This is a genomic window from Ruegeria sp. O5, assembly GCF_056535105.1.
Genome location: NZ_JBQERN010000010.1, coordinates 53,637 through 77,485 on the forward strand (window position 1 = coordinate 53,637; position 23,849 = coordinate 77,485).

Annotated in this window: 33 protein-coding genes; 16 read left to right on the plus strand and 17 right to left on the minus strand. The window is 60.2% G+C overall.

Going from position 1 to position 23,849, the window contains the following annotated elements:
* The first annotated feature begins 76 nt into the window (after nucleotides 1-76).
* Nucleotides 77-1,687, plus strand: a complete 1,611-nt coding sequence (locus tag ACR0M3_RS13365) for an MFS transporter (RefSeq protein WP_480911279.1) — start codon at nucleotides 77-79, stop codon at nucleotides 1,685-1,687.
* Nucleotides 1,688-1,741: 54 nt separating this feature from the next.
* Here the strand turns inward: ACR0M3_RS13365 and rpmE are convergent, their stop codons facing one another.
* Together rpmE and rplS are read right to left on the minus strand one after the other, a co-directional pair.
* Complete coding sequence (gene rpmE, locus ACR0M3_RS13370) at nucleotides 1,742-1,963, minus strand: 50S ribosomal protein L31 (RefSeq protein WP_267366773.1); 222 nt, start codon at nucleotides 1,961-1,963, stop codon at nucleotides 1,742-1,744.
* An 11-nt stretch (nucleotides 1,964-1,974) separates the two neighbouring features.
* Complete coding sequence (rplS, locus tag ACR0M3_RS13375; RefSeq protein WP_267366771.1) at nucleotides 1,975-2,358, minus strand: 50S ribosomal protein L19; 384 nt, start codon at nucleotides 2,356-2,358, stop codon at nucleotides 1,975-1,977.
* A 379-nt stretch (nucleotides 2,359-2,737) separates the two neighbouring features.
* Here rplS and ACR0M3_RS13380 point away from each other — a divergent pair, with 379 nt between their 5' ends.
* A complete protein-coding gene (locus tag ACR0M3_RS13380) occupies nucleotides 2,738-3,538 on the plus strand; it encodes a glycoside hydrolase family 25 protein (RefSeq protein ID WP_480487199.1) in 801 nt (266 codons plus the stop codon).
* A 125-nt stretch (nucleotides 3,539-3,663) separates the two neighbouring features.
* On the opposite strand, the gene trmD is transcribed toward ACR0M3_RS13380, so the two are convergent.
* The 10 genes from trmD to ffh all read right to left on the minus strand — a co-directional run bounded on the left by trmD (nucleotide 3,664) and on the right by ffh (nucleotide 9,991).
* Nucleotides 3,664-4,473, minus strand: coding sequence for a tRNA (guanosine(37)-N1)-methyltransferase TrmD (gene trmD / locus ACR0M3_RS13385; RefSeq protein ID WP_480586479.1), 810 nt, complete (start codon nucleotides 4,471-4,473; stop codon nucleotides 3,664-3,666).
* Nucleotides 4,470-5,285 (minus strand): hypothetical protein, encoded by an 816-nt coding sequence (locus tag ACR0M3_RS13390; RefSeq protein ID WP_480911281.1) that lies wholly within the window; start codon nucleotides 5,283-5,285, stop codon nucleotides 4,470-4,472. Before ACR0M3_RS13390 ends, trmD begins: the two co-directional genes overlap by 4 nt.
* On the minus strand, nucleotides 5,285-5,788 hold the full coding sequence (gene rimM / locus ACR0M3_RS13395; protein WP_480911283.1) for a ribosome maturation factor RimM: 504 nt from the start codon (nucleotides 5,786-5,788) through the stop codon (nucleotides 5,285-5,287). Before rimM ends, ACR0M3_RS13390 begins: the two co-directional genes overlap by 1 nt.
* The gene (locus ACR0M3_RS13400; protein ID WP_209506115.1) at nucleotides 5,781-5,930 is read right to left on the minus strand and encodes a hypothetical protein; all 150 of its coding nucleotides are present in this window, start codon (nucleotides 5,928-5,930) and stop codon (nucleotides 5,781-5,783) included. Before ACR0M3_RS13400 ends, rimM begins: the two co-directional genes overlap by 8 nt.
* Nucleotides 5,931-5,936: 6 nt before the next feature.
* Nucleotides 5,937-6,572 (minus strand): 5,6-dimethylbenzimidazole synthase, encoded by a 636-nt coding sequence (bluB, locus tag ACR0M3_RS13405; protein ID WP_480911285.1) that lies wholly within the window; start codon nucleotides 6,570-6,572, stop codon nucleotides 5,937-5,939.
* Nucleotides 6,573-6,584: 12 nt separating this feature from the next.
* A complete protein-coding gene (rpsP, locus tag ACR0M3_RS13410) occupies nucleotides 6,585-6,974 on the minus strand; it encodes a 30S ribosomal protein S16 (RefSeq protein WP_209506119.1) in 390 nt (129 codons plus the stop codon).
* 122 nt (nucleotides 6,975-7,096) lie between these two features.
* Nucleotides 7,097-7,393, minus strand: a complete 297-nt coding sequence (locus tag ACR0M3_RS13415; RefSeq protein ID WP_209506121.1) for a chorismate mutase — start codon at nucleotides 7,391-7,393, stop codon at nucleotides 7,097-7,099.
* On the minus strand, nucleotides 7,390-7,932 hold the full coding sequence (locus ACR0M3_RS13420) for a GNAT family N-acetyltransferase (RefSeq protein WP_267365321.1): 543 nt from the start codon (nucleotides 7,930-7,932) through the stop codon (nucleotides 7,390-7,392). The genes ACR0M3_RS13415 and ACR0M3_RS13420 overlap by 4 nt, the downstream gene beginning before the upstream one ends.
* Entirely contained in the window at nucleotides 7,929-8,483 is a 555-nt protein-coding gene (locus tag ACR0M3_RS13425) for a GNAT family N-acetyltransferase (protein WP_480538741.1), read from the minus strand. The genes ACR0M3_RS13420 and ACR0M3_RS13425 overlap by 4 nt, the downstream gene beginning before the upstream one ends.
* Entirely contained in the window at nucleotides 8,483-9,991 is a 1,509-nt protein-coding gene (ffh, locus tag ACR0M3_RS13430) for a signal recognition particle protein (RefSeq protein ID WP_209506127.1), read from the minus strand. The genes ACR0M3_RS13425 and ffh overlap by 1 nt, the downstream gene beginning before the upstream one ends.
* A gap of 258 nt (nucleotides 9,992-10,249) precedes the next feature.
* On the opposite strand from ffh, the gene ACR0M3_RS13435 reads away from it, so the two are divergent.
* The gene (locus tag ACR0M3_RS13435) at nucleotides 10,250-11,137 is read left to right on the plus strand and encodes a sulfotransferase domain-containing protein (protein ID WP_480487187.1); all 888 of its coding nucleotides are present in this window, start codon (nucleotides 10,250-10,252) and stop codon (nucleotides 11,135-11,137) included.
* A gap of 3 nt (nucleotides 11,138-11,140) precedes the next feature.
* Here the strand turns inward: ACR0M3_RS13435 and ACR0M3_RS13440 are convergent, their stop codons facing one another.
* The gene (locus ACR0M3_RS13440) at nucleotides 11,141-11,656 is read right to left on the minus strand and encodes a hypothetical protein (protein WP_480483788.1); all 516 of its coding nucleotides are present in this window, start codon (nucleotides 11,654-11,656) and stop codon (nucleotides 11,141-11,143) included.
* Nucleotides 11,657-11,743: 87 nt separating this feature from the next.
* Here ACR0M3_RS13440 and ACR0M3_RS13445 point away from each other — a divergent pair, with 87 nt between their 5' ends.
* Complete coding sequence (locus tag ACR0M3_RS13445) at nucleotides 11,744-12,274, plus strand: prolyl-tRNA synthetase associated domain-containing protein (protein WP_480519429.1); 531 nt, start codon at nucleotides 11,744-11,746, stop codon at nucleotides 12,272-12,274.
* Here the strand turns inward: ACR0M3_RS13445 and ACR0M3_RS13450 are convergent, their stop codons facing one another.
* Both ACR0M3_RS13450 and ACR0M3_RS13455 read right to left on the minus strand, forming a co-directional pair.
* Nucleotides 12,275-13,012: an aspartate/glutamate racemase family protein gene (locus ACR0M3_RS13450; RefSeq protein ID WP_480911287.1), complete on the minus strand. Its 738-nt coding sequence runs from the start codon at nucleotides 13,010-13,012 to the stop codon at nucleotides 12,275-12,277.
* A gap of 72 nt (nucleotides 13,013-13,084) precedes the next feature.
* The gene (locus ACR0M3_RS13455) at nucleotides 13,085-13,666 is read right to left on the minus strand and encodes an FMN-dependent NADH-azoreductase (protein WP_480487184.1); all 582 of its coding nucleotides are present in this window, start codon (nucleotides 13,664-13,666) and stop codon (nucleotides 13,085-13,087) included.
* Nucleotides 13,667-13,785: 119 nt separating this feature from the next.
* Between ACR0M3_RS13455 and ACR0M3_RS13460 the strand changes: the two genes are divergently transcribed.
* From ACR0M3_RS13460 to ACR0M3_RS13470, 3 genes are all read left to right on the plus strand, one after another.
* Complete coding sequence (locus tag ACR0M3_RS13460; RefSeq protein WP_209506137.1) at nucleotides 13,786-14,664, plus strand: LysR family transcriptional regulator; 879 nt, start codon at nucleotides 13,786-13,788, stop codon at nucleotides 14,662-14,664.
* Nucleotides 14,661-15,575, plus strand: a complete 915-nt coding sequence (locus ACR0M3_RS13465; RefSeq protein ID WP_480559641.1) for a DMT family transporter — start codon at nucleotides 14,661-14,663, stop codon at nucleotides 15,573-15,575. The genes ACR0M3_RS13460 and ACR0M3_RS13465 overlap by 4 nt, the downstream gene beginning before the upstream one ends.
* A 125-nt stretch (nucleotides 15,576-15,700) precedes the next feature.
* Nucleotides 15,701-16,114 (plus strand): universal stress protein, encoded by a 414-nt coding sequence (locus ACR0M3_RS13470; RefSeq protein ID WP_480483783.1) that lies wholly within the window; start codon nucleotides 15,701-15,703, stop codon nucleotides 16,112-16,114.
* On the opposite strand, the gene ACR0M3_RS13475 is transcribed toward ACR0M3_RS13470, so the two are convergent.
* Complete coding sequence (locus ACR0M3_RS13475; RefSeq protein ID WP_480507349.1) at nucleotides 16,111-16,446, minus strand: ArsR/SmtB family transcription factor; 336 nt, start codon at nucleotides 16,444-16,446, stop codon at nucleotides 16,111-16,113. The two genes, ACR0M3_RS13470 and ACR0M3_RS13475, sit on opposite strands and share 4 nt — an antisense overlap.
* A gap of 84 nt (nucleotides 16,447-16,530) precedes the next feature.
* Here ACR0M3_RS13475 and ACR0M3_RS13480 point away from each other — a divergent pair, with 84 nt between their 5' ends.
* The 7 genes from ACR0M3_RS13480 to ACR0M3_RS13510 all read left to right on the plus strand — a co-directional run bounded on the left by ACR0M3_RS13480 (nucleotide 16,531) and on the right by ACR0M3_RS13510 (nucleotide 21,259).
* Complete coding sequence (locus ACR0M3_RS13480; RefSeq protein ID WP_480900364.1) at nucleotides 16,531-17,442, plus strand: DMT family transporter; 912 nt, start codon at nucleotides 16,531-16,533, stop codon at nucleotides 17,440-17,442.
* Nucleotides 17,443-17,626: 184 nt separating this feature from the next.
* Nucleotides 17,627-17,959, plus strand: coding sequence for an AtpZ/AtpI family protein (locus tag ACR0M3_RS13485; protein ID WP_480559645.1), 333 nt, complete (start codon nucleotides 17,627-17,629; stop codon nucleotides 17,957-17,959).
* A gap of 2 nt (nucleotides 17,960-17,961) precedes the next feature.
* Nucleotides 17,962-18,747, plus strand: a complete 786-nt coding sequence (locus ACR0M3_RS13490; protein WP_480559647.1) for a F0F1 ATP synthase subunit A — start codon at nucleotides 17,962-17,964, stop codon at nucleotides 18,745-18,747.
* A gap of 48 nt (nucleotides 18,748-18,795) precedes the next feature.
* Nucleotides 18,796-19,020 (plus strand): F0F1 ATP synthase subunit C, encoded by a 225-nt coding sequence (locus ACR0M3_RS13495; RefSeq protein WP_005981269.1) that lies wholly within the window; start codon nucleotides 18,796-18,798, stop codon nucleotides 19,018-19,020.
* 86 nt (nucleotides 19,021-19,106) lie between these two features.
* Nucleotides 19,107-19,658, plus strand: a complete 552-nt coding sequence (locus ACR0M3_RS13500) for a F0F1 ATP synthase subunit B' (protein WP_209506152.1) — start codon at nucleotides 19,107-19,109, stop codon at nucleotides 19,656-19,658.
* Between the two features lie 5 nt (nucleotides 19,659-19,663).
* A complete protein-coding gene (locus tag ACR0M3_RS13505; protein WP_480586452.1) occupies nucleotides 19,664-20,224 on the plus strand; it encodes a F0F1 ATP synthase subunit B in 561 nt (186 codons plus the stop codon).
* A 201-nt stretch (nucleotides 20,225-20,425) separates the two neighbouring features.
* Nucleotides 20,426-21,259, plus strand: a complete 834-nt coding sequence (locus ACR0M3_RS13510; RefSeq protein WP_480911289.1) for a hypothetical protein — start codon at nucleotides 20,426-20,428, stop codon at nucleotides 21,257-21,259.
* Nucleotides 21,260-21,282: 23 nt separating this feature from the next.
* On the opposite strand, the gene ACR0M3_RS13515 is transcribed toward ACR0M3_RS13510, so the two are convergent.
* Nucleotides 21,283-22,053, minus strand: a complete 771-nt coding sequence (locus ACR0M3_RS13515) for an FCD domain-containing protein (protein ID WP_267365974.1) — start codon at nucleotides 22,051-22,053, stop codon at nucleotides 21,283-21,285.
* 150 nt (nucleotides 22,054-22,203) lie between these two features.
* Between ACR0M3_RS13515 and ACR0M3_RS13520 the strand changes: the two genes are divergently transcribed.
* The gene (locus tag ACR0M3_RS13520; RefSeq protein WP_480911291.1) at nucleotides 22,204-23,397 is read left to right on the plus strand and encodes an aminotransferase-like domain-containing protein; all 1,194 of its coding nucleotides are present in this window, start codon (nucleotides 22,204-22,206) and stop codon (nucleotides 23,395-23,397) included.
* Nucleotides 23,398-23,441: 44 nt separating this feature from the next.
* Complete coding sequence (locus ACR0M3_RS13525) at nucleotides 23,442-23,849, plus strand: hypothetical protein (protein WP_480911293.1); 408 nt, start codon at nucleotides 23,442-23,444, stop codon at nucleotides 23,847-23,849.

A 23,849-nucleotide genomic window follows, 5' to 3' on the forward strand; every position in this document is an offset into this window, starting at 1 on the left:
TTACACCGAACGGTCTTGCAGGTTTTGCAGGGGTCCTCTTCGGTTCATCTTCAAGGCAGGTGAAAGGGGCATTGGCATGCCGGACACTGCTGCGGAAAGTTCAGGCGGTTCACGCGTTGTTCTTGCAATGACGGCCATTTGCATGATGGTCGTTGGCTTCAACACAACCGCTGTTGCGACCATCCTTCCATATCTGAAGGCCGAGTTCGACCTGACACCTTCGGGACTGCAATGGGTGATGGCGATCTACACAGTGGCCAGCGCGACCCTTGTGACGATTGTAAGTCGGCTTGGAGACATCACGGGCAAGATGGGTGTCTTTTTCTTTGGCATGATCGTGTTTGCCTGCGGCTCTGCTTCTGTGTTGTTTTCACAGAACGCGGCGATGCTGCTGGTTGGGCGTGGCGCGCAGGGGGCGGGGGCGGCGGCCCTGTTCGGCACCTCATTGTCCCTGCTGACCGCCGCAACGCCCGAGGAACAACGGGCCAGCGTGACCGGTGTTTGGGGCGCAATCGTGGGCCTTGCGATAGGCGTCGGGCCCATAGTCGGAGGAAGTTTTGCCAACTTCCTGAGCTGGCGCGGGGTATTCGCCACGGACCTTGTATTGCTTGCCATTGCGTTTGTGATCGGCCTGCAGGTCAGCAGGAAAAACTATGTCCCGGATACGCGCCTTCAGGGTGCGAAATTCGATACCGCAGGGGCGATAGCCATTGTCTTGCTTCTGGGTCCATTGTCATTCGCACTCAGCAACGGTGAAGCGCGCGGATGGGACAATGCCCTGACCATTGTTCCTTTGGGGGTCGCCGCTTTGGCGGCTGTCGGTCTGGTTTATACCTCGCGGCGCAGCGACGATCCGCTGGTCGAGTTCCGCTATTTCCGGCACCCGCGCTACCTTATGGCGGCAACAGGGATGTTCTTTGTGGGATTTGCGTTGTTTTGTTTCTTTATCTATTTCAACGTGTTCGTCCAATCCCCGGACGCGTTCGGCTATTCACCGGTTGAGGCAGGCGTCGCGATACTGCCGCTAAGCCTGAGCATGTTTGTCATTTCCGTCACCGCTCCGCGCCTGCTTGCGCCATACAGTTTTCAATGGCCGGTGACCGTCGCAATGGGATTGATGGCCAGCGGCTTCCTGCTTTTGACAACAACCTCGAACATCGACAGCTATGCTGAAATCTGGTGGAAGCTGATCATTGTGGGGGTTGGCATCGGCATTTGTTTTTCGTTGCTGCCCCGTCTCGGGCTTCGGTTGCTGCCCGACGAACATGTCGGACAGGGGTCCGGGGTGATCAACACATTCCTGTATTTCGGGGCCACGATGGGATCGGTTGTCGGCGGTCTGGCCGCATCCCTGACCATCCGCTCCGGCCTGTCCGAAGTCATCGCGGCGCTACCCGACGGGTCGGCACAGCGCGGCGACCTTGCGCGTGCTCTGACGCATGGCACGGCAACACAGGTGGAACAGTTGATTGCCGGACTTGACCCGTCAACAGGCTCAACACTGGCCAAAGCATTACGGGACCTGCGGGATAATGCGTTTGATGCGGCGATGCTCATGGCTGCTATCGCGGCCTGTATAGGGCTGGTGATCGCGCTGCTGTTGCTGCGCGGTCCGGTTCCGCCATTGCACGACGCGGCCGAACTCACGAAACCCAAGGATCAGATACCGGGGAAAGCAAGGGCCTGAAACGAAAGAAGGCCGCCCGCTGGCGACCTTCCTTTGAAAGACTGTGGCAAAGGTTCAGAAACCCAGGCCTTCGTATTTCTTCTTGAACTTCGACACGCGGCCGCCAGCGTCCAACAGGCGCGACGAACCACCGGTCCATGCAGGATGTACCGAAGGGTCGATTTCCAGTGCCAGCTGGTCGCCTTCGCTGCCCCAGGTGGATTTCATCTGAACGACGGTGCCATCGGTCATCTTGACGTCGATGACGTGATAATCGGGATGGATGTCTTTTTTCATCTTTCCGCTCCTTACGCTTCGGCGCCAGCTTTGGGCTTGTAGTTGGTGACCTCTGCGATACGTGCGGATTTACCGCGACGCGAGCGCAGATAGTACAGTTTGGCGCGGCGAACGCGACCACGGCGGACAACGGTGATGCTGTCGATATTGGTCGAATACAGCGGGAACACACGCTCCACGCCTTCGCCAAACGAGATTTTGCGAACGGTGAACGAACCGGCAATGCCGCTGCCGTTGTTGCGCGCGATGCAGACGCCTTCGTAGTTCTGCACACGGGTGCGCGACCCTTCGGTCACCTTATAGCCGACACGAATGGTGTCACCGGCTTTGAAATCGGGGATGTCTTTCCCCAGGGCGGCAATCTGTTCCGCCTCAAGCTGTGCGATCAGGTCCATCGCAGTTTCTCCTATCTGCTCGTGGTTGGTCCACGAAGTTGGGCACGGCCTGAGAGCTCTTGGTCTTCACCGGGTCCTGCGTACAGCCCGCCAGAGGTCAGATCGAATGTTCCTTTGGTCTGGCCTGACCCGACGCATCCCTGCCGAAGAAAGCGGGACGTCACGCCATGGTGCAAACCAAAACACCGGAGTCGCAGAACGCGGCACCGGATTGCGGTCGTTTAAGGGTATTGCCGGCAGGGATCAAGGGAAAAACGCCCTGTCTTGCCCAAGGCGCCGGTAGGAATCCGCCAGCCTGAAAGTAAGGCGTTGCCAAGCGGCCCAGATCAGGCATTCTGAGGCAAATAATATGAGCAGATATTTCAGACAGGACCCTATGATGCGATTGGCATTCATGCTGGCCATAACGGCCGTCGCGCTGATGTCTTGCGGGCGGGGCGGCCCGAAACCTCAGGCCGTAGAACCCGTTCCGGGCGTGGACAGGACAGCACCGCTTGTGATCTACCCCGATTTTGGCGACGCGGATCCCCATGACTGGGAAGGGCGTCACCCCGGACAATACCCGATCCATGGCCTTGACGTTTCACGCTGGCAGGGGCCGATTGACTGGCGCACGGCCCGGGCATCAGGCGTCAGCTTTGTTTTTCTGAAGGCGACCGAAGGCGGCGACGTGGCCGATCCCCTGTTCGATGATCACCGCCGCGGCGCACAGTCGGCTGGTGTGCCCTGGGGCGCCTATCACTATTATTATTTCTGCCGCTCGGCCCGGGAACAGGCCCGCTGGTTCATCCAGAACGTGCCCAAAGGGGCAGACCTGCCGCATGTGCTGGATATGGAATGGACGCCGCATTCCAAGACTTGCACGCTGCGCCCTGATGGCAGAACCGTCCGCGCCGAGGCGCAGCGTTTTCTGGACATTCTCGAACGACATTATGGCCGCCGCCCGATCGTCTATACCACGGTGGATTTCTTTGAAGACACCGATATCGGGCGCCTGCCCAAGACCGAGTTCTGGCTGAGATCGGTTGCGGGCCACCCCCGCACTGTCTATCCCCGCGCGGTCTGGCGGTTCTGGCAATATACCGGCACCGGTCTGGTGCCGGGCGTTCAGGGCCGGGTAGACATCAACACCTTCAACGGCACACCAGACGTCTGGGCCAGATGGAAGGCCGGGGGTTAGGTCTTTGGTGCGCCGTAGGTTTCCATAGTGCCGCCGCCAACCAGATGGTCCAACCGGCGCTCCCGCTCTTCCCCAAAGGCGTTGCGCACACTAGACCTGCGGCAAGTGCGCAACAATCCGGCCTGTCACTCAGACGAATCCGATCGGGATTTTGCATAGTCGGCCCAGATATCCGGGCGCCGCTCGCGGGTAATGTCCTCAGCCATCTTGTGACGCCATTCGGCGATGCGGCCGTGGTGGCCCGACATCAGAACCTCAGGTATCGGGCGGCCTTTCCAATCCGCAGGGCGGGTGTACTGCGGATGCTCCAGCAGGCCCGAGGAAAAGCTTTCCTCTTCGGTCGAGGCCTGATTGCCCAGAACGCCGGGGATCAGGCGCACCGTGGCATCGATCAGGGCCTGTGCTGCAATTTCACCGCCGGTCATCACGAAATCCCCCAACGAGACCTCCTGCACACCGTAATGCTCCAGCACACGCTCATCCACGCCTTCGAACCGGCCACACAGCAGGGTCATGCCATCGCAGCGTGCAAGGGTCTGCATCATGCGCTGGTCCATGCGCCGCCCGCGCGGGCTGAGGTAAATCAGCGGCCAGTTGCCCTGAATGCCCGACATGGTGTGCTCGATGGCTTCGCCCAACACATCGGGCCGCAAAACCATACCAGCGCCGCCCCCGGCGGGCGTGTCATCCACGTTGCGATGCCTGCCGACGCCGAATTGCCGCAAATCCACGGTTTCCAGCTGCCACAACCCCTCCTGCAGGGCCTTGCCGGTCAGGCTTTCCCCCAGAACGCCTGGAAAGGCGGTTGGAAACAGGGTGATAACCTTGGCTTTCCAGACGCCATGCAGGTCCGGGGTGGGTGTCATCAGCTCACGCGGTTTCAGCGTGGCCCGGATCGCCTTGCGACCATAGGATTTGCCGGGTTTGTCAGTCATTTCTGGCGGGCCAATTCATGTTGGGCGGTTCGAATCAGGGCCTTTTTCTGAGTGATCAATGCGGCTTCGTCCAGCGATGATCGGTTCAGGGCCAGCATTTCCCTCAGAACGTCGTCGGACAGCTGAGGGCTTTCATGCACAGGCTTCACAAGCTGCGCAGATTTCCCGGGTGGCAGGTCGAGAAATTCGGCAAATGGTGCGCCCAATCCAAGGTGGTGGCCTTTCAGCGCTTCCATCCACGCGGTCCGTACCGTGACAGTTGGCAACCGGTCTCTGATCCGGTCTGCCGTGTCCTGTGGCGATGGCAGATGCGCAAGATCGGCGCAAAATCCGTCCAGGTCCTGAACCATGCGCGACAGTTGAAGATCGTGGGCCCAAAGGCTGCGCAACCACACATCGCGATTGCGTAACGACAGGTAGACGGTGATGTCGGTTTCCTCGCCCATCAGACGGCGGCGCAGCACGCTGACGACCGTTTCCGCCAGTTCGGGTGCCGCCCCGTATCCTTCGCTTTTGTTCCTGCTGGGGCGCAGGCCCAGAAAATTCTCTTCGCTCAGGATCAATCCCCGGCGTACTCCGAAATCCAGACCGTCGAAAAAACTGTGCAACTGACCGCCAAAACCCGCCAGCGTGTCATCCAGTCGATAGATCGAATGGCGCGTGGCCGCTTCGTTCAACCCGGCCTTGCGGGTCTTATACGGAAGAACCAGAGCGAAATGCGGCCAGATCAGCTCGCGGTTTTCGTGCAGAAAGGACTGTGCTGCCGTCATGCCGGTCTTGTGAAAACCCAGATGCAGCAGAACACGTCGCATCAGATCAGGCCTTCGGGCGGGTCGGCCACGATGCGGCCCTGTTCCAGATCGACGGTTGGCACCACCTGCATCGTGAACGGCAGAAGAACCGTCGCCTTCAGGCCCGGCCCGTGTAGTTCCAGCAGGTCCGTGGCCCCGTGGTTCTGCACGGATTTGACCTTGCCCAGTAGGGTGCCGCCGGTGTCATAGACCTCAAGCCCGATCAGGTCTGTGTGGTAGAACTCGTCATCAGGCAACGAGGGCAACTGATCGCGCCGCGCAAACAGGCGCAAACCGTTCAGGGCATCCGCCTGTTCCTTGGTTTCAATCCCGCCAAGACGGGCGGCAAAACCGTTCTTGATCGTACGCGTCAGAACCACCGGATAGCGTTCCTTGCCGGTTTCATCCGTCAGTGGCGAATACGCCTCGATATCTTCGGGAACGGCGCAGAAGCTTTTCAGGCGCACTTCACCACGTACACCATAAGACCCCGCGACGTTGCCGACGCAGATCAGATCATTCATTGGCAGCCCCCGTCGTCAAACAGATCCCGTTTCTCCACTCGCCAAGCCCTTCGCAGGCTTCGCGCTGATTGTTGCGCTCAAAGAACACGCCCACAATAAAGGCGATCAGCAGCAGAATGGGAAGGCGTATCAATCCGAACATGCGGCCCTACCTTGTTTCGATCTTCAGGCTGTCGGCCCGGTTTTCCCAGCCAACCTGCTCAAGTTCGGGGGTGTCGGACACTTGTTCCGGCCATCCGACACAGAAATACCCGATCAGACGCCAGTTGTCCGGCACATCCAGATCGCGCGCCATCTGTTCGGGGTCCAGAATGGATACCCAGCCCAGCCCCAGCCCCTCGGCCCGCAGGGCCAGCCAGAACAGGGTGATGGCAGAGACCACGGAATAGCGCCGCATCTCGGGCATCGAGCCCGCGCCAAGACCCATTCCCTTGTCGGTGTTGTCGTCGCAGAACACGGCCAGTTGCACCGGCGCTTCCTGCATCCCCGACAGTTTCAGGCGGCTGTAAAGCTGCGCCCTGTCGCCGGAATAGCCCGCCAGGGCGTCATCATTGGCGGTTTGGAAATTCCTTAGCGCCGCAGCCCGGGCCGCCGCGCTTTCGACGCGGATCACGCGCCACGGCTCGCTCAACCCCACCGACGGGGCCAGCCGAAACGCGTCGAGGCAGCGCGAAAGCACTGCCTCGTCTACCGCGTCGCCGCGGAACCGGCGCACATCGCGTCGGAGCCGCAACAACAGATCGAACTGCGTGCGAAATGCGTCAGTAAAGGTCTGATCCCGCACGCTTCGGCCTGCTTATTCTTCTGCAGCCGCTTCTTCAGCCGGTGCAGCAGCCGCTTCGGCAGCTTCCGCAGCCTTTGCAGCTTTCTCTTCCGCGCGTTCCTGAGCTTTCTTGCCCGGGGTACCCTTGTTGGGGTTGTTGCGCTCGGCTTTGTCACGGGTGCCGGCTGCTTCCAGCATACGCGCGATACGATCGGTGGGCTGGGCGCCCTGATCCAGCCAGTGCTGAACGCGTTCCATGTCCATTTTCACACGCTCTTCGCTGTCTTTCGGCAGCAGCGGGTTGTAGGTGCCCAGTTTCTCGATGAAACGGCCGTCGCGCGGCATCCGGCTGTCAGCCGCCACGATGCGGTAAAACGGACGTTTTTTCGAGCCTGCGCGGGCGAGACGAATTTTCATTGCCATGGTGGTATCTCCTTTGAATGGCATCACGCCGGAGGCGTGTATTTGATTGGCCGGTGTCTTTTCCGGTTAATTCTGGTGTTTTTTGAACCTCTGGTTCACTTTCAACTTGCTGAACCTCTGGTTCACCCTTGGTGTTTCCTGTGGTGTCGGATGACTTCCTGAATGATGAAATTCAGAAAAGCTTTGGCGAAATCGGGGTCCAGATCGGCCTCTTTCGCCAGGTCTTCAAGCCGTGCGATCTGCGTGGCCTCACGCGAGGGATCGGACGGGGGAAGGTTGTGTTCGGCCTTGAGCTTGCCAACGGCCTGTGTGTGTTTGAACCGCTCGCCCAGCGTATAGACAAGGATCGCATCCAGCCGGTCGATGCTTTCGCGATGCTCTTTCAGCAATGCAGCCGCGCGTGTCACGGGGTTGTTCATTGGCCGGTCCTTTCGGCTGTCGAAACGTCAATCTTGGGGTGCCGCCACACCTGGCAGGACTGGCCCAGCAGTTCGGCATTGTCACGCTCCAGCGTTGCACCCAACCGCTCGGCCAAAGCGCGCGAACGGTCGTTTTCGTGGGCGATATACGAAATCACCCCGTTCAGGCCCTGATGCCGCGCCGCATAGGACCGGGCGGCAAGCGCCGCCTCGTAGGCAAAGCCTTTGCCTTCGAAATCTTCCATCACGGTCCAGCCCAGTTCAGGCTCGTCCCAGCCGGGGGCGTCAATCAGGCCGACGCCGCCTGCGAACCGACCGCTGGATTTCTCGGTCAGGTGCCAAAGGCCAAATCCTTTCAACGCCCAGTGCCCAAGGCGTCTGGCCAACATGCCCCAGCTTTCCAGCGCGTCCCGGGGGCCGCCTACCATATGGCTGCGCTCGGTTGCAAAGAATGCGGTCAGCGCAGGCAGATCATCCAGATGCGGCGCGCGCAGGATCAGGCGTTCGGTTTCAACGGTGGGGATGGTGAACGCGGTCATGCGTAGGCCTCCATCCCGCCATTCACCAGATCGGCAGGCGCGGGGTGCCGCCAGATTTCGGACCTGCCGAATTTGGGGTGGTCATAGTGATACTCGAACTGCGCGCCCAGCCGTTTCGCCACCGCCTTGCTGGCATGATTGTCCAGATCAATTAACGAGATCGCCGTCTCCCACCCCAGAACATCATACGCATAAGACCGCGCGGCCAGTGCCGCCTCGGTCGCGTACCCCTTGCCGGTGGCATGGTTCATCAGCGTCCAGCCGATCTCGGGTTCGGGCCAGCCTTCGGGGCACCAAAGCCCGATCCGCCCGACATAACTGCCCGAGGCTTTTTCCTCGGCGCTCCAGAACCCGTAACCGCGCAGGGACCAGTGGCCCAGCAGCGAAGCGATCAGTCGCCAGACCTCATCCCGGCGCAGTGGCCCGCCGACGAACTTCGCCGCATCGCTGGCGAAAAACGCGGTATCGGCGTCCAGATCAGCCTCGGACGGCGCGCGCAGGATCAGGCGCTCGGTTTCAAGCCGGGGGATATGTTGGGCGATGGCGTTCATTACTTCTTCTTGCCAAACCCGCTCAGGCCCTGTGGCAGCCCCATGCCACCGCCCAGGCCGGGCAGACCGCCGGGCATCTTGCCGCCCATCGCCTTGGCCGCCTGTTCCAGTGCCTTGGGGTCCATGCCGGCTGCCATGTCTTCGGGGCTGGGGCCGCCTTTGCCGAACATGCCCTTCATGGCCTGTTTCAGCATCTTGCCTTTGCCCATCTTGCCCATCTTTTTCATCATGTCCGACATCTGCCGGTGCATCTTGAGCAGCTTGTTGAGGTCGCTGACCTCCATTCCCGAACCGGCTGCAATCCGTTTCTTGCGGCTGGCTTGCAGCAGCTGCGGGTTGGCGCGTTCGCGTTTGGTCATGGACTGGATCAAGGCGATCTGCTGGCGCAGGATCTTGTCGTCCAGACCCGCCTGATCCATCTGCTTGGCCATTTTGCCCATGCCCGGCATCATGCCCATCATGCCCTGCATGCCGCCCATCTGGATCATCTGTTCCAGCTGCATCTTCAGGTCATTCATGTTGAACTGACCTTTGACCATGCGCTTCATCATGCGCTCGGTCTGTTCCATCTCCATCGTTTCCTGGGCTTTTTCGACCAGGGCAACGATGTCGCCCATGCCCAGAATACGTCCGGCGATCCGGTCCGGCTCAAAGGTCTCCAGCGCGTCCATCTTCTCGCCCAGACCGACAAAGCGAATAGGCTTGCCAGTCACCGCGCGCATAGACAGCGCCGCACCACCGCGCCCGTCCCCGTCCATCCGGGTCAGGACCACGCCCGAGATACCGACCTTGGCGTCGAATTCTTCGGCCACCTCAACGGCGACCTGACCGGTCAGGCCGTCAACCACCAGCAGGGTTTCGCGCGGGTCAACCGCGTTGCGGACCTGCTCGACCTCGTCCATCAGCACTTCGTCGATATGCAGGCGACCGGCGGTATCCAGCATGTAGACGTCATAGCCGCCCAATGTGGCCTGCTGCTTGGCGCGCTTGGCAATGTCGACGGGTTTCTGGCCCGGTACAATCGGCAGCGTATCAACGCCGACCTGCGCGCCCAGAACCGCCAGCTGGTCCATCGCCGCCGGGCGATAAACGTCGAGCGAGGCCATCAGGACTTTCTTGCCCTCTTTCTCTTTCAGGCGCTTGGCCAGTTTACCGGTGGTGGTGGTCTTACCCGAACCCTGCAAACCGACCATCAGGATCGGGGCGGGCGGGTTGTCGATCTTCAGCTTGCCGGGGTCTTCCTCGCCGCGCAGGGTATCGACCAGCGCGTCATGCACGATCTTGACGACCTGCTGACCGGGGGTGATCGACTTGGTCACCGCCTGACCGGTCGCCTGGTCCTGCACCTTCTTGACGAATTCACGCGCCACCGGCAGCGAGACGTCGGCCTCGAGCAGGGCAACACGGACCTCGCGCAGGGCGGTCTTGACGTCTTCTTCAGACAGGGCACCCTGTTTGGTCAGCCGATCAAAGACGCCGGAAAGGCGTTCGGATAGATTTTCAAACATGCCTTCGGCCTCCTTAGCCGGTTATCTGGTGGCGCGTCCTAGATAGGATGCGTCGGTTAAATGCACAAACGCCCCCACGGGCGAAACTCGCTGGTGGGGGGCGATCCCTGAACGACTCAAGGGACCGGAAGATCAAGACGCTTCCGGATGTTTGGCGGTCATCTACGCCTCTGGGCTCTGCGAGTCAAGGCAAACGCTTTGAGCATCTGGCCACTTGGTGTAGCGTCCAAAGGTCGGGGTCAGTTTTGGAGTTTGGTCATGAGTCAACCATTGCCGCAACGCACCAAGGATTATGTCGGTGAAGTCACGAATACCGATATCTGGTCCGACTTCATAATCCGTCCCGACGACATCTTTGTCTGCACGCCTCCCAAATGCGGCACCACGTGGACGCAGACGCTGGTACGAATGCTGATCACCAAAACCGCGGATCCAGCCGTGTACAACAACGCGGTCTCACCCTGGCTGGATTGCGGTTTCAGAAATCGTGAGGAGCAGGACAGAATACTTGCCGCACAAACGCACAGGCGATGCATCAAGACCCACACGCCATTGGACGGGATCACCTATTCCCCGGATGCGACCTATCTGGTGGTGCATCGTCATCCGGTTGACGTGCATTTCTCGCTGCGCCGCCATGTGGAAAACATGAAAGACGACTGGCTGGACTACCTGTTTCCAGATGATCTTTCCGAAGCCTTCGCGATGTTTCTGGACCGGCCCGCCTCGTCAAAGGGCACCGACGATCTGACACTGGCCTCATACCTCCACCATTACCGTTCATTCCGCGCGTTCCGGCATCTGCCAAACATTCATTTCCTGCATTACGCGGAACTCAGCCGCGATTTGCCGGGGCAGGCGGCGCGGATCGCAAACATCTTGGGGACCGAGATCGCACCAGAAATGATCGACGATATCGCTGAGGCCGCAAGCTTTGGTTCAATGAAGGAAAACGCCCGGCGCGCTTCGCAGCAGCCTGGTTTCAAAAGCGCGTTTCAGGACTACGCGCAGTTCTTCTCGTCCGGGACCAGCAACAAATGGGAGGGCAAGCTGACCGCCGATGACATGGCCCGATACGACGCGCGCCTGTCCGAAATGGTGACACCGGCCGATCGAGCCTGGCTGGAGCACGGACAAGTCCTGTAATCGTCAGGCCTGTTCCTTCGTGTCTTCCTGCTGCGCGGGCAGCCATGCGTTGACCGCGTCAACCAGTTTATGCGCGCCGCGCCCGTTCGAGAACGCATCGACAATCGGATGACGCCCTTCGCTCATTCCCTTGTCCAGCACCAGAACCGGGCGATACAGCGTCGAACTGCTGCTGTCGCTGCGGAAAGTCGAGCTTTCAACTTCGGCATGGGACAGGCTGGACAGCTGATGCTCGACCGCTTCATAGCCAAAGACAGACTGCCTGCGGATCAGAATGCGGTTCTTTGTGCGGTCCAGAATGACCTGAACCCGCCGCACGAAAACGCAGAACGCCCCGACACCTAGCCCGCCGCCGATTAGAGCAAAGAACAGCCCGAACCAGATATTCTCGCCGCCGTCACTGACCATGACCAGCCCTGCGCCGACAAAGGTCAATATGAAAAAGACCAGCATGATTCCAATGAACCAGGGCGTGTCGGCAAGGATCAGTTGGGTCGGAGTGTTTCGTGTGACTTTCATGGCGGCACGCTAACACCGTTTTCTGCTCTGCCCCAGCTTGAATTCGCCGCCATGTTGCGCGATGAGCGCTACAAACAGGAGGGCCCCATGGACGCATCATCCACATTTCAGGATACATTGCCGCTCAGTTCTGACGCGCTGTTGGCGCAGCTGGATGACTGGGGGCTGCCCTACCGCCTGCATACCCATGTTCCCTTGCGCACGGTCGAGGACTCCAAGGCCGTGGAAGGCCAGTTCATGGTGCCGGGCGAGAACGCGTTGCGGGTCAAGAACCTGTACCTGCGCGACAAGAAAAAGCGCAACTACCTGGTGACGCTGGAACAAAGCCGCGAGATTGACCTAAAGGCGCTGGGCGCAGAACTGGGTGTCGGCGCCCTGTCCTTTGGGTCGGCAGACCGGCTGTTGCAGAACCTTGGTATTCGCCCCGGCGCGGTCAGCCCGCTGGCGATGATCAACGGTGTGCAGAACAATGTGCAGTTCTTCATGGACGCCGCTGCCCAAGGGGCCGAGGTGATTTATATGCACCCGTTGGTCAATGACCGTACCGTTGTGATGAAACAATCCGACGTGATGGCGTTCTTCGATCGCATCGGTTGCACCGTTATGTGGCTGCCCTGATCACTCAAGCGCCAGTTTCAGCGCGGCGGCGACATGCGCGGCGGACGGGTTGATGAACAGGTGCCCGTCGGCCTCGAATACCGGGTCATCCAGATGGTTTGGAAAGGCAAGCGGCAACTCGGTACAGGCCAGCAGAATGGCGGTTCCGGGACGGGCATGTTTGTTGCAAAAGGCCAGCAACCTTGCGCGCGCTGCATCAGAGGCACCACCGTAGAAATCACTGTCGATCATGGCCTGCATCTCGGAAATCTCGGGGTCGGGCAGCCGCGCATTCGCAGTGATGCCCTCGGCCGCCAGACGATCCGCATAGTTGGTGGCCTGCATTGTCACGGTTGTTCCCAGCACCAATGCGTTTGACACGCCTGTGCTGGCCGTGGCCTCTGCCGTTGCATCGAAAATGCTGAGGATGGGCATGGAAACACCCTGTCTGATCGCGTGCAGCCGCGCGTGCGGGGTGTTGGACGCTATGATGCCAAAATCGCATCCCGCGCGCTCCAGCGTCAGCAGCGCGTCGCGAAACACCGCATCAAACGCCGCCCAGCTGGCTTCGTCCCCGGCGACACCTCGCAAGGCGCGGGTCTTGGCCTGTGTGACGGACTCGATGGTCATGGCAGGGATCGGCAAGGGCGCGCCGTGGCCGCGCGCCGCAAAGTGACGCCCGGCACCCTCGGCAATGGCACGGTAATAGTCCACGGTCGAGGCCCAACCCACACCGCCCAGAATTCCGATCTTTTTCATGCGCGCCATCCAGTCCGCCAGTTCCATCTGACCAGCAGACTGGACGTTTCAGGGCTCAATGACCAGAGGCGATCAGGCCGCCAGTTCTGTCACCGCCTTTTTGGCGCTTTCCAACGCGGCTTCGGGGTTCACCGCCATCTGATCCGCAGCGATGACCGCTACATCATGGATGCCGATAAAGCCCAGAACGTGACGCACATAGTTGGTGGCAAAGTCGATCTCGGATCCGACGGCAGTACCGCCCGACGCGATTGCCAGAATGGCGCGTTTCCCCTCCAGCAACCCTTTTGGGCCGTTCTCCGAATAGGAAAAGGTCAGGCCCGCGCGGGCGACCAGGTCGATCCAGGCCTTGAATGCAGCGGGGACCGAGAAGTTGTAGATCGGCAGGCCGATAACGATGGTATCGGCCTCTTGCAATTCGGTCACCAGCGCGTCCGAAAGGGCCAGCCGGTCGCGCTGCAGGTCGTCGCGCTGCTCGGCAGGGGTAAAGTTGGCGGCGATCCAGTCTTCGGTCAGCAGGGGCAGGGGGGTAGCCAGGTCGCGGCGGATGATGCGGTCCGCACCCAACTGCCGGACGATGCTGTCAGACAGGTCGCGGGTGGTCGAAGCAACGCGGCGGGCAGAGGCGTCGATATGCAGGATGGTTTTAGCCATTTTCTGGGTCCTTAAGGTCAGGGTAATCTTGTTCTGATCCCAATATGGCTGTTGCGTTTGCGAACAAAACTCGGATACATCAACAGTTATTGTTGGAAATTGCACAGAACGGTGTGACGATGGACAATTGGGATGAGGTGAGGACCGCCTATCAGGTGGCACGCATGGGAACCGTCAGCGGTGCGGCCGAGGTTCTGGGCGTGCACCACGCCACGGTGATCCGCCACATCGACGCGATCGAGGCCCGGTTGGGTGTCAAACTGTTCCAGCGCCACGCGCGGGGATACACCCCGACCGAAGCGGGCGACGATTTGCTGCGCGTGGCGCAGGCTACCGAAGACCAGTTCAACCAGCTTGTCGGCCGGATGAAGGGGCGCGGTGACGATGTATCGGGCGAACTGGTGGTGACGTCGCTGGGCTCCATCGCGCCATTGGTGGTGCCGACGCTGACCGAATTTCAAAAGATGCACCCCGAGCTGATCGTGCGCTACCTGACCGGAGACCGCCTGTTCCGGCTGGAATATGGCGAGGCGCATGTTGCAATCCGTGCGGGATCGGCCCCGGATCAGCCCGACAACGTTGTGCAACCTTTCCGGCAGGAAGAAGTCGGCCTCTATGCCAGTACTTCGTATATCGAACGGCACGGCAAACCTTCGGGCATCGAGGATTTCGGAAACCACCACTTCGTCAGCTCTGACGATGAAAGCAGCCGTGCGCCGTTCACCCGGTGGCTGCGCAACACGGTATCCGCCGACCGCATCACCTTTCGCTGCACCAACAATTTCTGTATGCGCGAGGCCGTTCTGGCCGGGGCCGGTATCGGCTTTATGGCCCGTTGGGAGGCCGCCCGTCATGACACTCTGGTCGAAGTGATCGACCCGCTTCCGGAATGGTTCGGCAACCTGTGGCTGGTGACCCATGTGGACCTGCACCGAACGACCAAGGTGCAAGCGTTCCTGAGTTTTCTGAAAGAAGCCTCCAAAGGCTGGTGTCCATGAACCCGCAGATGCGTGGCCATCTGGCCATGCTGGCCTTTTCGGCCCTTGTCGCAGGCAGCTTCTCGCTGGGGTCGATGATTGCCAACGAAATTGCTCCGGCGGCCTTGAATGCGGTGCGCTTTGCCATTGCGGCTGTGGTGATTGGTGTGGCGGCACTGGCGACAACCGGTCTGCCCCGCAGTGCCGCACAGGCGCCCTGGCGGTATCTGGTGCTGGGCGGGTTGTTCGCCACCTATTTTGTCCTGATGTTTTACGGGCTGCAAACCGCCCCGCCGGTCAGCGCTGCCGCGGTTTTCACCCTGACCCCCGTTGTCTCGGCCATTGCGGGCTGGGTCCTGCTGCGCCAGATCACCACGCCGCGCATGGCAATGGCCCTGACCATCGGTGCGATTGGGGCGCTATGGGTGATCTTTCGGGCCGACTGGCAGATGTTCCGCGCCTTCCAGATCGGCGGGGGCGAGATCATCTATTTCTGGGGATGTGTCGCGCACGCGATTTACACCCCCATGATCCGCAGGCTGAACCGCGGAGAACCTGCCGTCGTGTTCACGTTCGGAACGCTGGTTGCCGGGTGCCTGTTATTGGTCCTGTTCGGCTGGTCCGACCTGAAGGCGACCGATTGGGCAGCTCTTCCCGCCATCGTCTGGATCGGGTTGTTCTATATCTCATTCTTCGCAACAGCGGCTAGTTTCGTTCTGGTGCAATTCTCCTCGCTTCGGCTGCCGTCGGCCAAGGTCATGGCCTATACCTATCTGGTGCCAAGCTGGGTGATCCTGTGGGAAATCGCGCTGGGCAAACCTGTCCCGACGGGATTGATCCTGGGCGGTGTGGCGCTGACGGTCATTGCCCTGCTGATGCTGCTGAAAGAAGAGGCCCCGCGCCCCAGCCCTCAACGCCGGGCAACTGAATAAGGCCGCTCCCGATCTGAAACCGGTACGGATTGCCCACGAATTCCAAAGGCAAAATCTGTTGAGCCAGATCAAGGCAGGCCCTTGGTCTCAGGACTACCTTGGAAGGCGGACAAAAGGAGGAGATTATGTTCAAACATATCATGCTGCCGATTGACCGCCACCTGCCGCCCGAGGTTCGCAAGGCCGCAGATGTCGCCGCGCAGGTGGCAAAATGGCAGGGCGCCAAGATCACTCTGGTCAGTGTCAGCGGGGCCCATATGGGTGCATCCTCGGAAACCGAGGCCGAGATCGACAAGCAACTGGCCGACTTCACCGAACAGCTTGCATCAAAAGGCGCGGCCGAAGTTGCGGTGCGCAAGATACACTCGGTCGATGTTGCTGCCGAAGTGGACAGCGATCTGACCCGCGCGGCAGAAGAGATCGGTGCAGACCTGATCATCGTGGGCACCCATGCGCCCCGGATCACCGATTACATCTTTTCCAGCCACGCCGGATATCTGGCCAAACATGCCAGCATGTCGGTCTTTGTGGTGCGCTAGGTCTCGTCCGAGATCGGAAGCTCGACTTCCAGAAACCGTTCGAACGCATCCAGGTTGATGGGTTCGAACTGACCGAACCCCTGCATCCAGACCGAAGCGGTGCGCAGCGCGTCGGGTTCCAGCTTGCACCATTTCACCCGGCCGCGCTTTTCCTGTGATATCAGCCCGGCCTTGGTCAGGATGACCAGATGTTTCGAGATCGCCGCCAGCGACATCTCGAACGGCTCGGCCACATCAGTCACGGCCATATCGTCCTCTAGCAGCATCGCCAGAATGGCGCGGCGGGTGGGGTCGGCAAGGGCTGCAAACACGGTGTCGAGATCGTTGGACATGGGTCTTTCCTAATGGGCGAGAACCCGTTTGACAATTTCCCCCATCACGTCACTGTGCAGCGGTGATGCGCAAAGGGGGCGGCTATGGCGCTGAAATACTGGCTGGTGATCTGCGTCCTTGGCATCGGGTGGGGCATGTCTTTCATGTTCAACGCCATATTGCTGCGCGAACTTGGACCGCTATCCGTGTCATTGGGGCGTGTTGCATTTGGGGCGCTGGGCTGTTGGATCTATGTGATTGCCGCCCGCATGCCGGTTCACCTGACACTCGGGCGCGCCATCGGTCTGCTGGGGTTCGGGGCGCTCAGCTATGCAGCACCATTTGCGTTCTATGCGCTTGGGCAGCAGCATATCGCGTCCGGCGTGGCAGGGATCGTGAATGCGACAACACCGGCCTTTGCCGTCATCGTTTCGCATTTCTGGCCGGGAAGCGAGCGTGCGACGCTGTTGAAATCCCTTGGTGTGTTGTGCGGCTTCATCGGGATTGTCGTGTTGTCCGTCCCGATTTTGCACAATGGCCAAACCTCTCAGTTCTGGGCGGTTTTGCTGACCCTGTGCGCGCCGATCTGTTACGCGTTTTCCGTCAACATTGCGCGGGCCTTCCGTGACATGCAGCCGGTGGTGCTGGTCGCCCTTGCCCTGACAGGAGCGACATTGGCGATTTTACCCCTGGCGCTTTGGCGTGAAGGCCTGCCGGTGATCGAGCACACTGAAACATGGCTTTCGTTGCTGATGATCGGTTTTGTGCTGACCTCGGCCGCTTTCATTGCCTTCTACTGGTTGCTGCCCAGAGTCGGGCCAACCAACATTTCGACCGTCACGCTGATCGCACCGGTTTCCGCCCTGATACTTGGAACCTGGGTTTTGGGGGAAACTCTGCAACCCGAACATTTGATGGGCATGGCGGCGATTTTTGCCGGGCTCTTGCTGATCGACGGACGTCTTGTTCGACACCTGTGGCCTCAGCGCACGCACAAAGATCAACCAAAAGGTTGAATATGGGTTTTTGGGTGATTGTTGCCGTTCAGGGAATGGGCAAGCAATCTGGCTGGACGAGTTAACCAGTAATAACAGTTTAAAAACAACACACTAACCTGCGTCATTTCACACCATCAACGCCGTTGACTCTGCGCCTTTCGCGCCTTAGCACCATGCGCAAGACAGCGCGAGGATTCCGTCCGTGACCGATGACGACCAAAAGCAGCGTATGGCGCAGCTTGAGGCCAAGATCGACGCGGCGAAAAAGGCCAGAAAGCCGGCTGCCCGCGCTGACAGTGACATATCCGGGGGCGAGCTTGCCTGGAGGATGGTCATCGAAATGGTTTCCGGTCTTGGGATCGGATTTGGCATCGGATACGGGCTGGACAGCCTGCTCGGGACGATCCCGATCTTTCTGGTGTTGTTCACATTGCTGGGCCTTGTCGCGGGCGTGAAGGTTATGCTCCGCAGCGCGAAAGAGGTTCAAGATAAACAAGCGGCCCATATGCAGGCCGAAAAGGACGAGAGGGACTGAACGTGGCAAGCGAGACCACCGCAGCACACGGCGCCGAAGGCGCAGACCACGCAGCAGAAGCCAGCAGCCTGGTGTTTCACCCGATGGACCAGTTCATCGTCAAGCCGCTGTTCGGTGGCGAGATTGCCTGGTACACCCCCACCAACGTGACCCTGTGGCTGTTCCTGGCCATCGTGGCGATCTTTGGCCTGCTGGTTCTCAGCACAACAAAGCGCGCGATCGTCCCGACCCGGATGCAGTCGATTGCGGAACTGGCCTATGGCTTCATCTACAAGATGCTGGAAGACATCTGCGGCAAGGACGGCGTCAAGTTCTTCCCCTATGTCATGACCCTGTTCATGTTCATTGTGACCGCGAACTTCCTGGGCCTGATCCCGACCTCGTTCACCACCACATCACATTTCGCCGTGACCATCCCGCTGGCGCTGGCCGTGTTCCTGACCGTGACCATTCTGGGTTTCGTCAAGAACGGTGCCGCGTTCCTGGGCCTGTTTTGGGTCTCCAGCGCGCCGCTGGCGCTGCGCCCGATCCTGGCGATCATCGAACTGATCTCGTACTTCGTACGCCCGGTCAGCCACTCCATTCGTCTTGCCGGTAACGTCATGGCTGGCCACGCGGTGATCAAGGTGTTTGCAGGCTTTGCCGCAATTTCCCTGATTTCGCCCGTGTCGGTTCTGGCGATCACCGCAATGTACGGTCTCGAGGTCCTGGTGGCCTTCATTCAGGCCTACGTATTCACCATTCTGACCTGTGTTTATCTGAAAGATGCGCTGCATCCTTCGCACTAAGGTCCGATAACCCAACATCTAAACTTCCAATTCGTAAGGAGATACATCATGGAAGGCGATCTCGCACACATCGGCGCAGGCCTGGCAGCAATCGGTTCCGGCGCAGCCGCAATCGGGGTGGGCAACGTTGCAGGCAACTTCCTGGCCGGCGCCCTGCGCAACCCTTCGGCGGCTGCTTCGCAGACCGCAACCCTGTTCATCGGTATCGCATTCGCAGAAGCCCTGGGGATCTTCGCATTCCTGGTCTCGCTGCTGCTGATGTTCGCCGTCTAATCTGCGGAACCTGATCCTTACGCGCAGGTGGGTCCAAGCCATAGCGGCCCACCTGTTGTAAAGACAACGTTCCGACGGAGGACATCATGGCGACTGAACCCATTAGCGAAGAAGTAGTTGGCGCGTGCGTTGACTCGCATGGCTCTGCCATCGGGATGCCGCAGCTCTGCTTCGATTGGTTCCCCAACCAGATTTTCTGGCTGGTCATTACGCTGGTCGTCATCTTTCTGGTCCTGTCTCGCGTGGCTCTGCCCCGCATCGCGGCAATCCTGGCCGAGCGCCGGGGGACCATTACAAATGACCTGGCTGCGGCCGAAGATCTGAAGGCCAAAGCGGTCGAGGCCGAAGAGGCCTATAACAAGGCGCTGGCCGATGCCCGTGCCGAAGCGCAGCGTATCGCGGCAGAAGCACGCGCAGAAATCCAGGCTGGTCTGGATGATGCGATTGCCAGAGCGGACGCGGAAATCGCTGCAAAGGCGGCTGAATCGGAAAAGGCAATTGCCGAAATCCGTGCCGGTGCGCTGGAAAGCATTCAAGTGGTCGCCAAGGATACGGCGGCTGAACTGGTCACCGCGCTGGGCGGCGAGGCGGATGCCAAAGCCATCGACAGTGCCATTGACGCGCAGATGAAAGGATAAGTGACATGCGGAACACTCTTGCCCTTATCCTGACCGTTGGTGCCGCCAGCCCCGCGCTGGCTGCAAGCGGCCCGTTCTTCTCGCTTGGCAACACCGACTTTGTCGTCCTTCTGGGCTTCATCGTTTTCATCGCGGTCCTGTTCTACTTCAAGGTGCCGGGCATGATCGGCGGTGCGTTGGACAACCGTGCCGAAGGCATCAAGGCCGAGTTGGACGAAGCCCGCGCCCTGCATGAAGAAGCACGCAGCCTGCTGGCCTCGTACGAGCGCAAGCAGCGTGAAGTGCAGGCACAGGCCGATGCGATTGTCGAAGCGGCCAAACAGGACGCGGTTCTGGCTGCGGACCAGGCGAAAGTCGATCTCGAAAAGTCGATCGAACGCCGTCTGGCTGCTGCGCAGGACCAGATTGCCTCGGCCGAAGCCTCGGCTGTGAAAGACGTGCGCGATCAGGCCGTTTCGGTTGCGATTGCCGCTGCCAGCTCGGTTCTGGCCAAGCAGATGACAGCCGCGCAGGCGAACAAGCTGATCGAGGCCTCGATCGCAGATGTGGGCGCCAAGCTGCACTGACGGGGACACCGACAGGTAAAAAACGCAGATGACCCGAGAGCATTGCGCTGTCGGGTCTTTTGTTTTGGTGACGGGGCTGATTGTATTGACCACAACATCACCCGGATTCTGTACCCTTCTGAGGGTCTGAAGGTCCCCTTCGGGATCCACGGGTGCAAAAAGAACAGGGAAAGACGGGCCGTGGCAGGCGAAGACGTTTCGATGAATATTGTTGGGGTGGTCAGGAACGGCGGGGCCGCGCTGATCGAAAGCATCAACAGGATCGAAGACCTGACCACCCGCTTGCACCGTTATTCCGTGACCATCGCGACAAACGACAATACTGATCGCACAGATCGGGTTCTGTCCGAATTCGCGCGCCGCGACCCGAAAGTGGACCTTGTCCGCATGGACGGTCTGGCCTCCAGACTGCCAGACCGGGTCGAGCGGATCACGGCGGCCAGAAACGCTGTCCTCAGCAGGCTGGAAGAACGCGACAGCGGTCACGACTTGACATTGGTGCTTGATCTGAACGGGCCGAATGTCTGTCTGGACGCTCAGACGGTTCTGACGGCTGCACAACGGTCCGTACCACGCTGGGAAGGTGTCTTTGCCAATTCCAAACCGGCCTATTACGATATCTATGCTCTGCGCTGTGCGGGCTGGTGTGACGAAGACGTCTGGCAAAGAATTCGGACAACGCGCAAGCCCCTGTTCGGGCGCCGTAAGTGGCGGAAAGTTCTGCTGAAATCAGCAGTTTTCGACCGCCAGTACCACATTCCGTCCGATATGCCCCTGATACCGGTCGACAGCGCCTTTGGCGGTGCAGGATTGTACAAGACCCGCGCCTTGCGTGGCCTGCGCTATTCCTGCCGGGATGAAAAAGGCGACCTCGTGTGCGAACATGTGATGCTGCACAAACACCTCAGGGACCGGGGCGCGCGGCTGTTCATCGACCCGGCCCTGACAACCATCGCCCCGAATGACGATCTGGGCGAAGGCAGCGGCGCACCTTTCCCGTCACACCTGATCCAGCCCGAGACCGGGGCCGCCTGATCCCTGAGGGCACTTGGAAAGCGCTAGGCCTGACGGGTTTCGTGCTGCAACCTTTGCTGCGCAACAGCCTCGTTCCGCTCGGCCTTCTGCTGATCGATCATGCAGCGTTCGACAAAGCTCAGATGCGTTTCGACGGCCTGACGTGCGGCTGCCGGATCGCGGGCCTGAAGGGCTGCGTTGATAGTGCTGTGCTGGTCCAGAATGGCCTCGCGGGTCGCGCGCTGCCGGAACATTGTCCGCCGGTTATAGAACACACCCTGCACCAGCAGGTCATACATTGACCGCATCATATGCAGCATCACCACATTGTGGCTGGCTTCGATGATGGCCATATGAAACTCGGCATCCAGCTGCGCCTCTTGGTCCGCAGCGTTCCGGTCATGGGCCGCCCGCATCTTGTCATAGATCGCCTGAACAACCTTCAGGTCGCTTTCTGATCCCAGCCGCGCGGCCCGTTCCGCCGCCAGCCCCTCCATGTCGCGGCGAAAGGACAGGTAATCGAATACGGCCTCGTCATGGCTGCTGAACAACCGGATCAGCGCCGGCGAAAAGGCCGAGCCCAAAACCTCGGCCACATAGATCCCGGAGCCGGCTTTTGTTGTCAGCAACCCCTGTTCCTGAAGCTCGGACACCGCATCGCGCAGGGATGGGCGCGACACACCCATCCGTTCGGCCAACTCACGCTCGGGCGGCAGGCGCTCCCCGGGGCGCAGGATGCCGCGCAGGATCAACAGCTCGATCTGGCGAACGACCGCAAGTGACAGTTTTTCCGTCTGAACTTTCTGAAATGGCATGGTCCGTTCCGAAATTGGTCAACTCATTTGACCATGGACAGGGGGGCTGTTCAAGAATACCCGGTCACATCCGCTGAAATATTAGGTCAGAAGTGTTGACTTTAATTTGAGAAAGCATAGGCTGCGCCGAAATGAGATCGGAGGAGCCTCATGTCCCATCACCCTTTGTTTGCCACCCGGGCTTCCCGGATGAAGGCGTCAGAAATCCGCGAGCTGCTGAAACTGCTCGATCAGCCCGGCATCATTTCCTTTGCCGGTGGCATTCCGGACCCCGCGCTTTTTCCCGCCGAGGCTTTCGCGCAAGCGTTTCAGCAGGCATTGGGGCCGGACATGCAGGCGCAGGCGCTGCAATATTCGGTCAGCGAAGGCTATGCCCCCCTGCGCCGGTGGCTGGTGCAGCACATGCGCGAGATCGGAGTGGAATGTGACATGGACAACGTCCTGATCACCTCGGGCTCGCAGCAGGCGCTGGATTATCTGGGCAAGCTGTTCCTGTCCCCCGGCGACACGGCCTTGGTCGGGTGGCCCACTTATCTGGGTGCTCTTGCCGCGTTCAACGCGTATGAGCCGCGCTTTGACCGGCTTAATGGCAACAAGGGGGCCGATGAATTCAGAGCTGCGGCAGGGGATGGCGCCGTGAAATTCGCCTATCTGTCGCCCGATTTTGCCAACCCGACAGGCGAAACCCTGACCCGCCCGGGTCGTGAGGCATTGCTGGACCTGACCGACGAACTGGACTGCGCGTTGATCGAAGACGGCGCCTATCAGGCACTGCGCTATGACGGTGATCCGATCCCGCCGATCCTGGCTTTGGAACAGGCACGAAAGGGGTCGATCGAAAACTGCCGGACGATCTATTGTGGCAGCTTCTCGAAAACTCTGTCACCGGGTCTGCGCATGGGGTGGGTGGTTGCGGCCAAGCCGATCATCTCGCAGATGGTTCTGCTGAAACAGGCGGCGGATCTGCATTCGGCGACCATCAACCAGATGGCCGTGCATCAGGTGGCGGAAGCGTGCTTTGACACCCATATCCCGAAAGTGCGCGACACTTACCGCGCGCGCCGAGATGCGATGCTGGATGCGCTGCAACAGCACATGCCCGACGGGGTGGCGTGGACGCGCCCCGAAGGCGGCATGTTCGTCTGGGTGACACTCCCCGCCGGGATCAGTGGGTCTGACCTGCTGGCGCATGCGCTGGATACGGTGAAAGTGGCCTTTGTGCCGGGGCAGGCGTTTTTCCCAGACGGCGGCGGCGCAAACACGATCCGGCTCAGCTTCTCGAACTCGGACGAGGCGACGATCCGCGAAGGTATCCGCCGGTTAGGCCAAGTTCTGCGCGCCTGACGTCCGGAAAGGTTCTGTTAACCAAATTGCTGCAACTCTGCGGCATGATCCGGTTTCTCGCTCCGTTCCTGCTGGCCGCCTGCGCCGCCGGGACCCCGCATTTCCGCGACGTTCCGGCCACCCGCGTGGCGGTGAACGGCAGTGTGTTCGACGTGCGCGTGCGCGGCGATCTGGCCGAGGCGGTGCGGATCAACGCGCAATACGCCCCGCGGCTTGGCCCTGTTCGCGATCGCGCCGCGCTGGCCATGGCGCAGGTTTCGGGCTGCCCGATCCTCGACGTGCTGGGCGACGCGGCTGTCACGGTTGGTGTTCTGGGGTGCGACCGCGAGGCGGGGGAACGGCTGCTGCTGACTGCCGTCTCGACGCCCCGATATGAATGTATCGACTATGGTATCTATGAAAATGTCGGGGACGACAGCGGCTATCAGGTCTTTGAATGCAGCCCATACTGA

Excerpts from the sequence above, each read along its gene's own strand:
- ACR0M3_RS13365 (WP_480911279.1), top strand. The coding sequence starts at position 77 with ATGCCGGACACTGCTGCGGAAAGTTCAGGCGGTTCACGCGTTGTTCTT.
- rpmE (WP_267366773.1), bottom strand. The coding sequence starts at position 1,963 with ATGAAAAAAGACATCCATCCCGATTATCACGTCATCGACGTCAAGATG.
- rplS (WP_267366771.1), bottom strand. The coding sequence starts at position 2,358 with ATGGACCTGATCGCACAGCTTGAGGCGGAACAGATTGCCGCCCTGGGG.
- ACR0M3_RS13380 (WP_480487199.1), top strand. The coding sequence starts at position 2,738 with ATGCGATTGGCATTCATGCTGGCCATAACGGCCGTCGCGCTGATGTCT.
- trmD (WP_480586479.1), bottom strand. The coding sequence starts at position 4,473 with ATGACTGACAAACCCGGCAAATCCTATGGTCGCAAGGCGATCCGGGCC.
- ACR0M3_RS13390 (WP_480911281.1), bottom strand. The coding sequence starts at position 5,285 with ATGCGACGTGTTCTGCTGCATCTGGGTTTTCACAAGACCGGCATGACG.
- rimM (WP_480911283.1), bottom strand. The coding sequence starts at position 5,788 with ATGAATGATCTGATCTGCGTCGGCAACGTCGCGGGGTCTTATGGTGTA.
- ACR0M3_RS13400 (WP_209506115.1), bottom strand. The coding sequence starts at position 5,930 with ATGTTCGGATTGATACGCCTTCCCATTCTGCTGCTGATCGCCTTTATT.
- rpsP (WP_209506119.1), bottom strand. The coding sequence starts at position 6,974 with ATGGCAATGAAAATTCGTCTCGCCCGCGCAGGCTCGAAAAAACGTCCG.
- ACR0M3_RS13415 (WP_209506121.1), bottom strand. The coding sequence starts at position 7,393 with ATGAACAACCCCGTGACACGCGCGGCTGCATTGCTGAAAGAGCATCGC.
- ACR0M3_RS13420 (WP_267365321.1), bottom strand. The coding sequence starts at position 7,932 with ATGACCGCGTTCACCATCCCCACCGTTGAAACCGAACGCCTGATCCTG.
- ACR0M3_RS13425 (WP_480538741.1), bottom strand. The coding sequence starts at position 8,483 with ATGAACGCCATCGCCCAACATATCCCCCGGCTTGAAACCGAGCGCCTG.
- ffh (WP_209506127.1), bottom strand. The coding sequence starts at position 9,991 with ATGTTTGAAAATCTATCCGAACGCCTTTCCGGCGTCTTTGATCGGCTG.
- ACR0M3_RS13435 (WP_480487187.1), top strand. The coding sequence starts at position 10,250 with ATGAGTCAACCATTGCCGCAACGCACCAAGGATTATGTCGGTGAAGTC.
- ACR0M3_RS13440 (WP_480483788.1), bottom strand. The coding sequence starts at position 11,656 with ATGAAAGTCACACGAAACACTCCGACCCAACTGATCCTTGCCGACACG.
- ACR0M3_RS13445 (WP_480519429.1), top strand. The coding sequence starts at position 11,744 with ATGGACGCATCATCCACATTTCAGGATACATTGCCGCTCAGTTCTGAC.
- ACR0M3_RS13450 (WP_480911287.1), bottom strand. The coding sequence starts at position 13,012 with ATGAAAAAGATCGGAATTCTGGGCGGTGTGGGTTGGGCCTCGACCGTG.
- ACR0M3_RS13455 (WP_480487184.1), bottom strand. The coding sequence starts at position 13,666 with ATGGCTAAAACCATCCTGCATATCGACGCCTCTGCCCGCCGCGTTGCT.
- ACR0M3_RS13460 (WP_209506137.1), top strand. The coding sequence starts at position 13,786 with ATGGACAATTGGGATGAGGTGAGGACCGCCTATCAGGTGGCACGCATG.
- ACR0M3_RS13465 (WP_480559641.1), top strand. The coding sequence starts at position 14,661 with ATGAACCCGCAGATGCGTGGCCATCTGGCCATGCTGGCCTTTTCGGCC.
- ACR0M3_RS13470 (WP_480483783.1), top strand. The coding sequence starts at position 15,701 with ATGTTCAAACATATCATGCTGCCGATTGACCGCCACCTGCCGCCCGAG.
- ACR0M3_RS13475 (WP_480507349.1), bottom strand. The coding sequence starts at position 16,446 with ATGTCCAACGATCTCGACACCGTGTTTGCAGCCCTTGCCGACCCCACC.
- ACR0M3_RS13480 (WP_480900364.1), top strand. The coding sequence starts at position 16,531 with ATGGCGCTGAAATACTGGCTGGTGATCTGCGTCCTTGGCATCGGGTGG.
- ACR0M3_RS13495 (WP_005981269.1), top strand. The coding sequence starts at position 18,796 with ATGGAAGGCGATCTCGCACACATCGGCGCAGGCCTGGCAGCAATCGGT.
- ACR0M3_RS13500 (WP_209506152.1), top strand. The coding sequence starts at position 19,107 with ATGGCGACTGAACCCATTAGCGAAGAAGTAGTTGGCGCGTGCGTTGAC.
- ACR0M3_RS13505 (WP_480586452.1), top strand. The coding sequence starts at position 19,664 with ATGCGGAACACTCTTGCCCTTATCCTGACCGTTGGTGCCGCCAGCCCC.
- ACR0M3_RS13510 (WP_480911289.1), top strand. The coding sequence starts at position 20,426 with ATGAATATTGTTGGGGTGGTCAGGAACGGCGGGGCCGCGCTGATCGAA.
- ACR0M3_RS13515 (WP_267365974.1), bottom strand. The coding sequence starts at position 22,053 with ATGCCATTTCAGAAAGTTCAGACGGAAAAACTGTCACTTGCGGTCGTT.
- ACR0M3_RS13520 (WP_480911291.1), top strand. The coding sequence starts at position 22,204 with ATGTCCCATCACCCTTTGTTTGCCACCCGGGCTTCCCGGATGAAGGCG.
- ACR0M3_RS13525 (WP_480911293.1), top strand. The coding sequence starts at position 23,442 with ATGATCCGGTTTCTCGCTCCGTTCCTGCTGGCCGCCTGCGCCGCCGGG.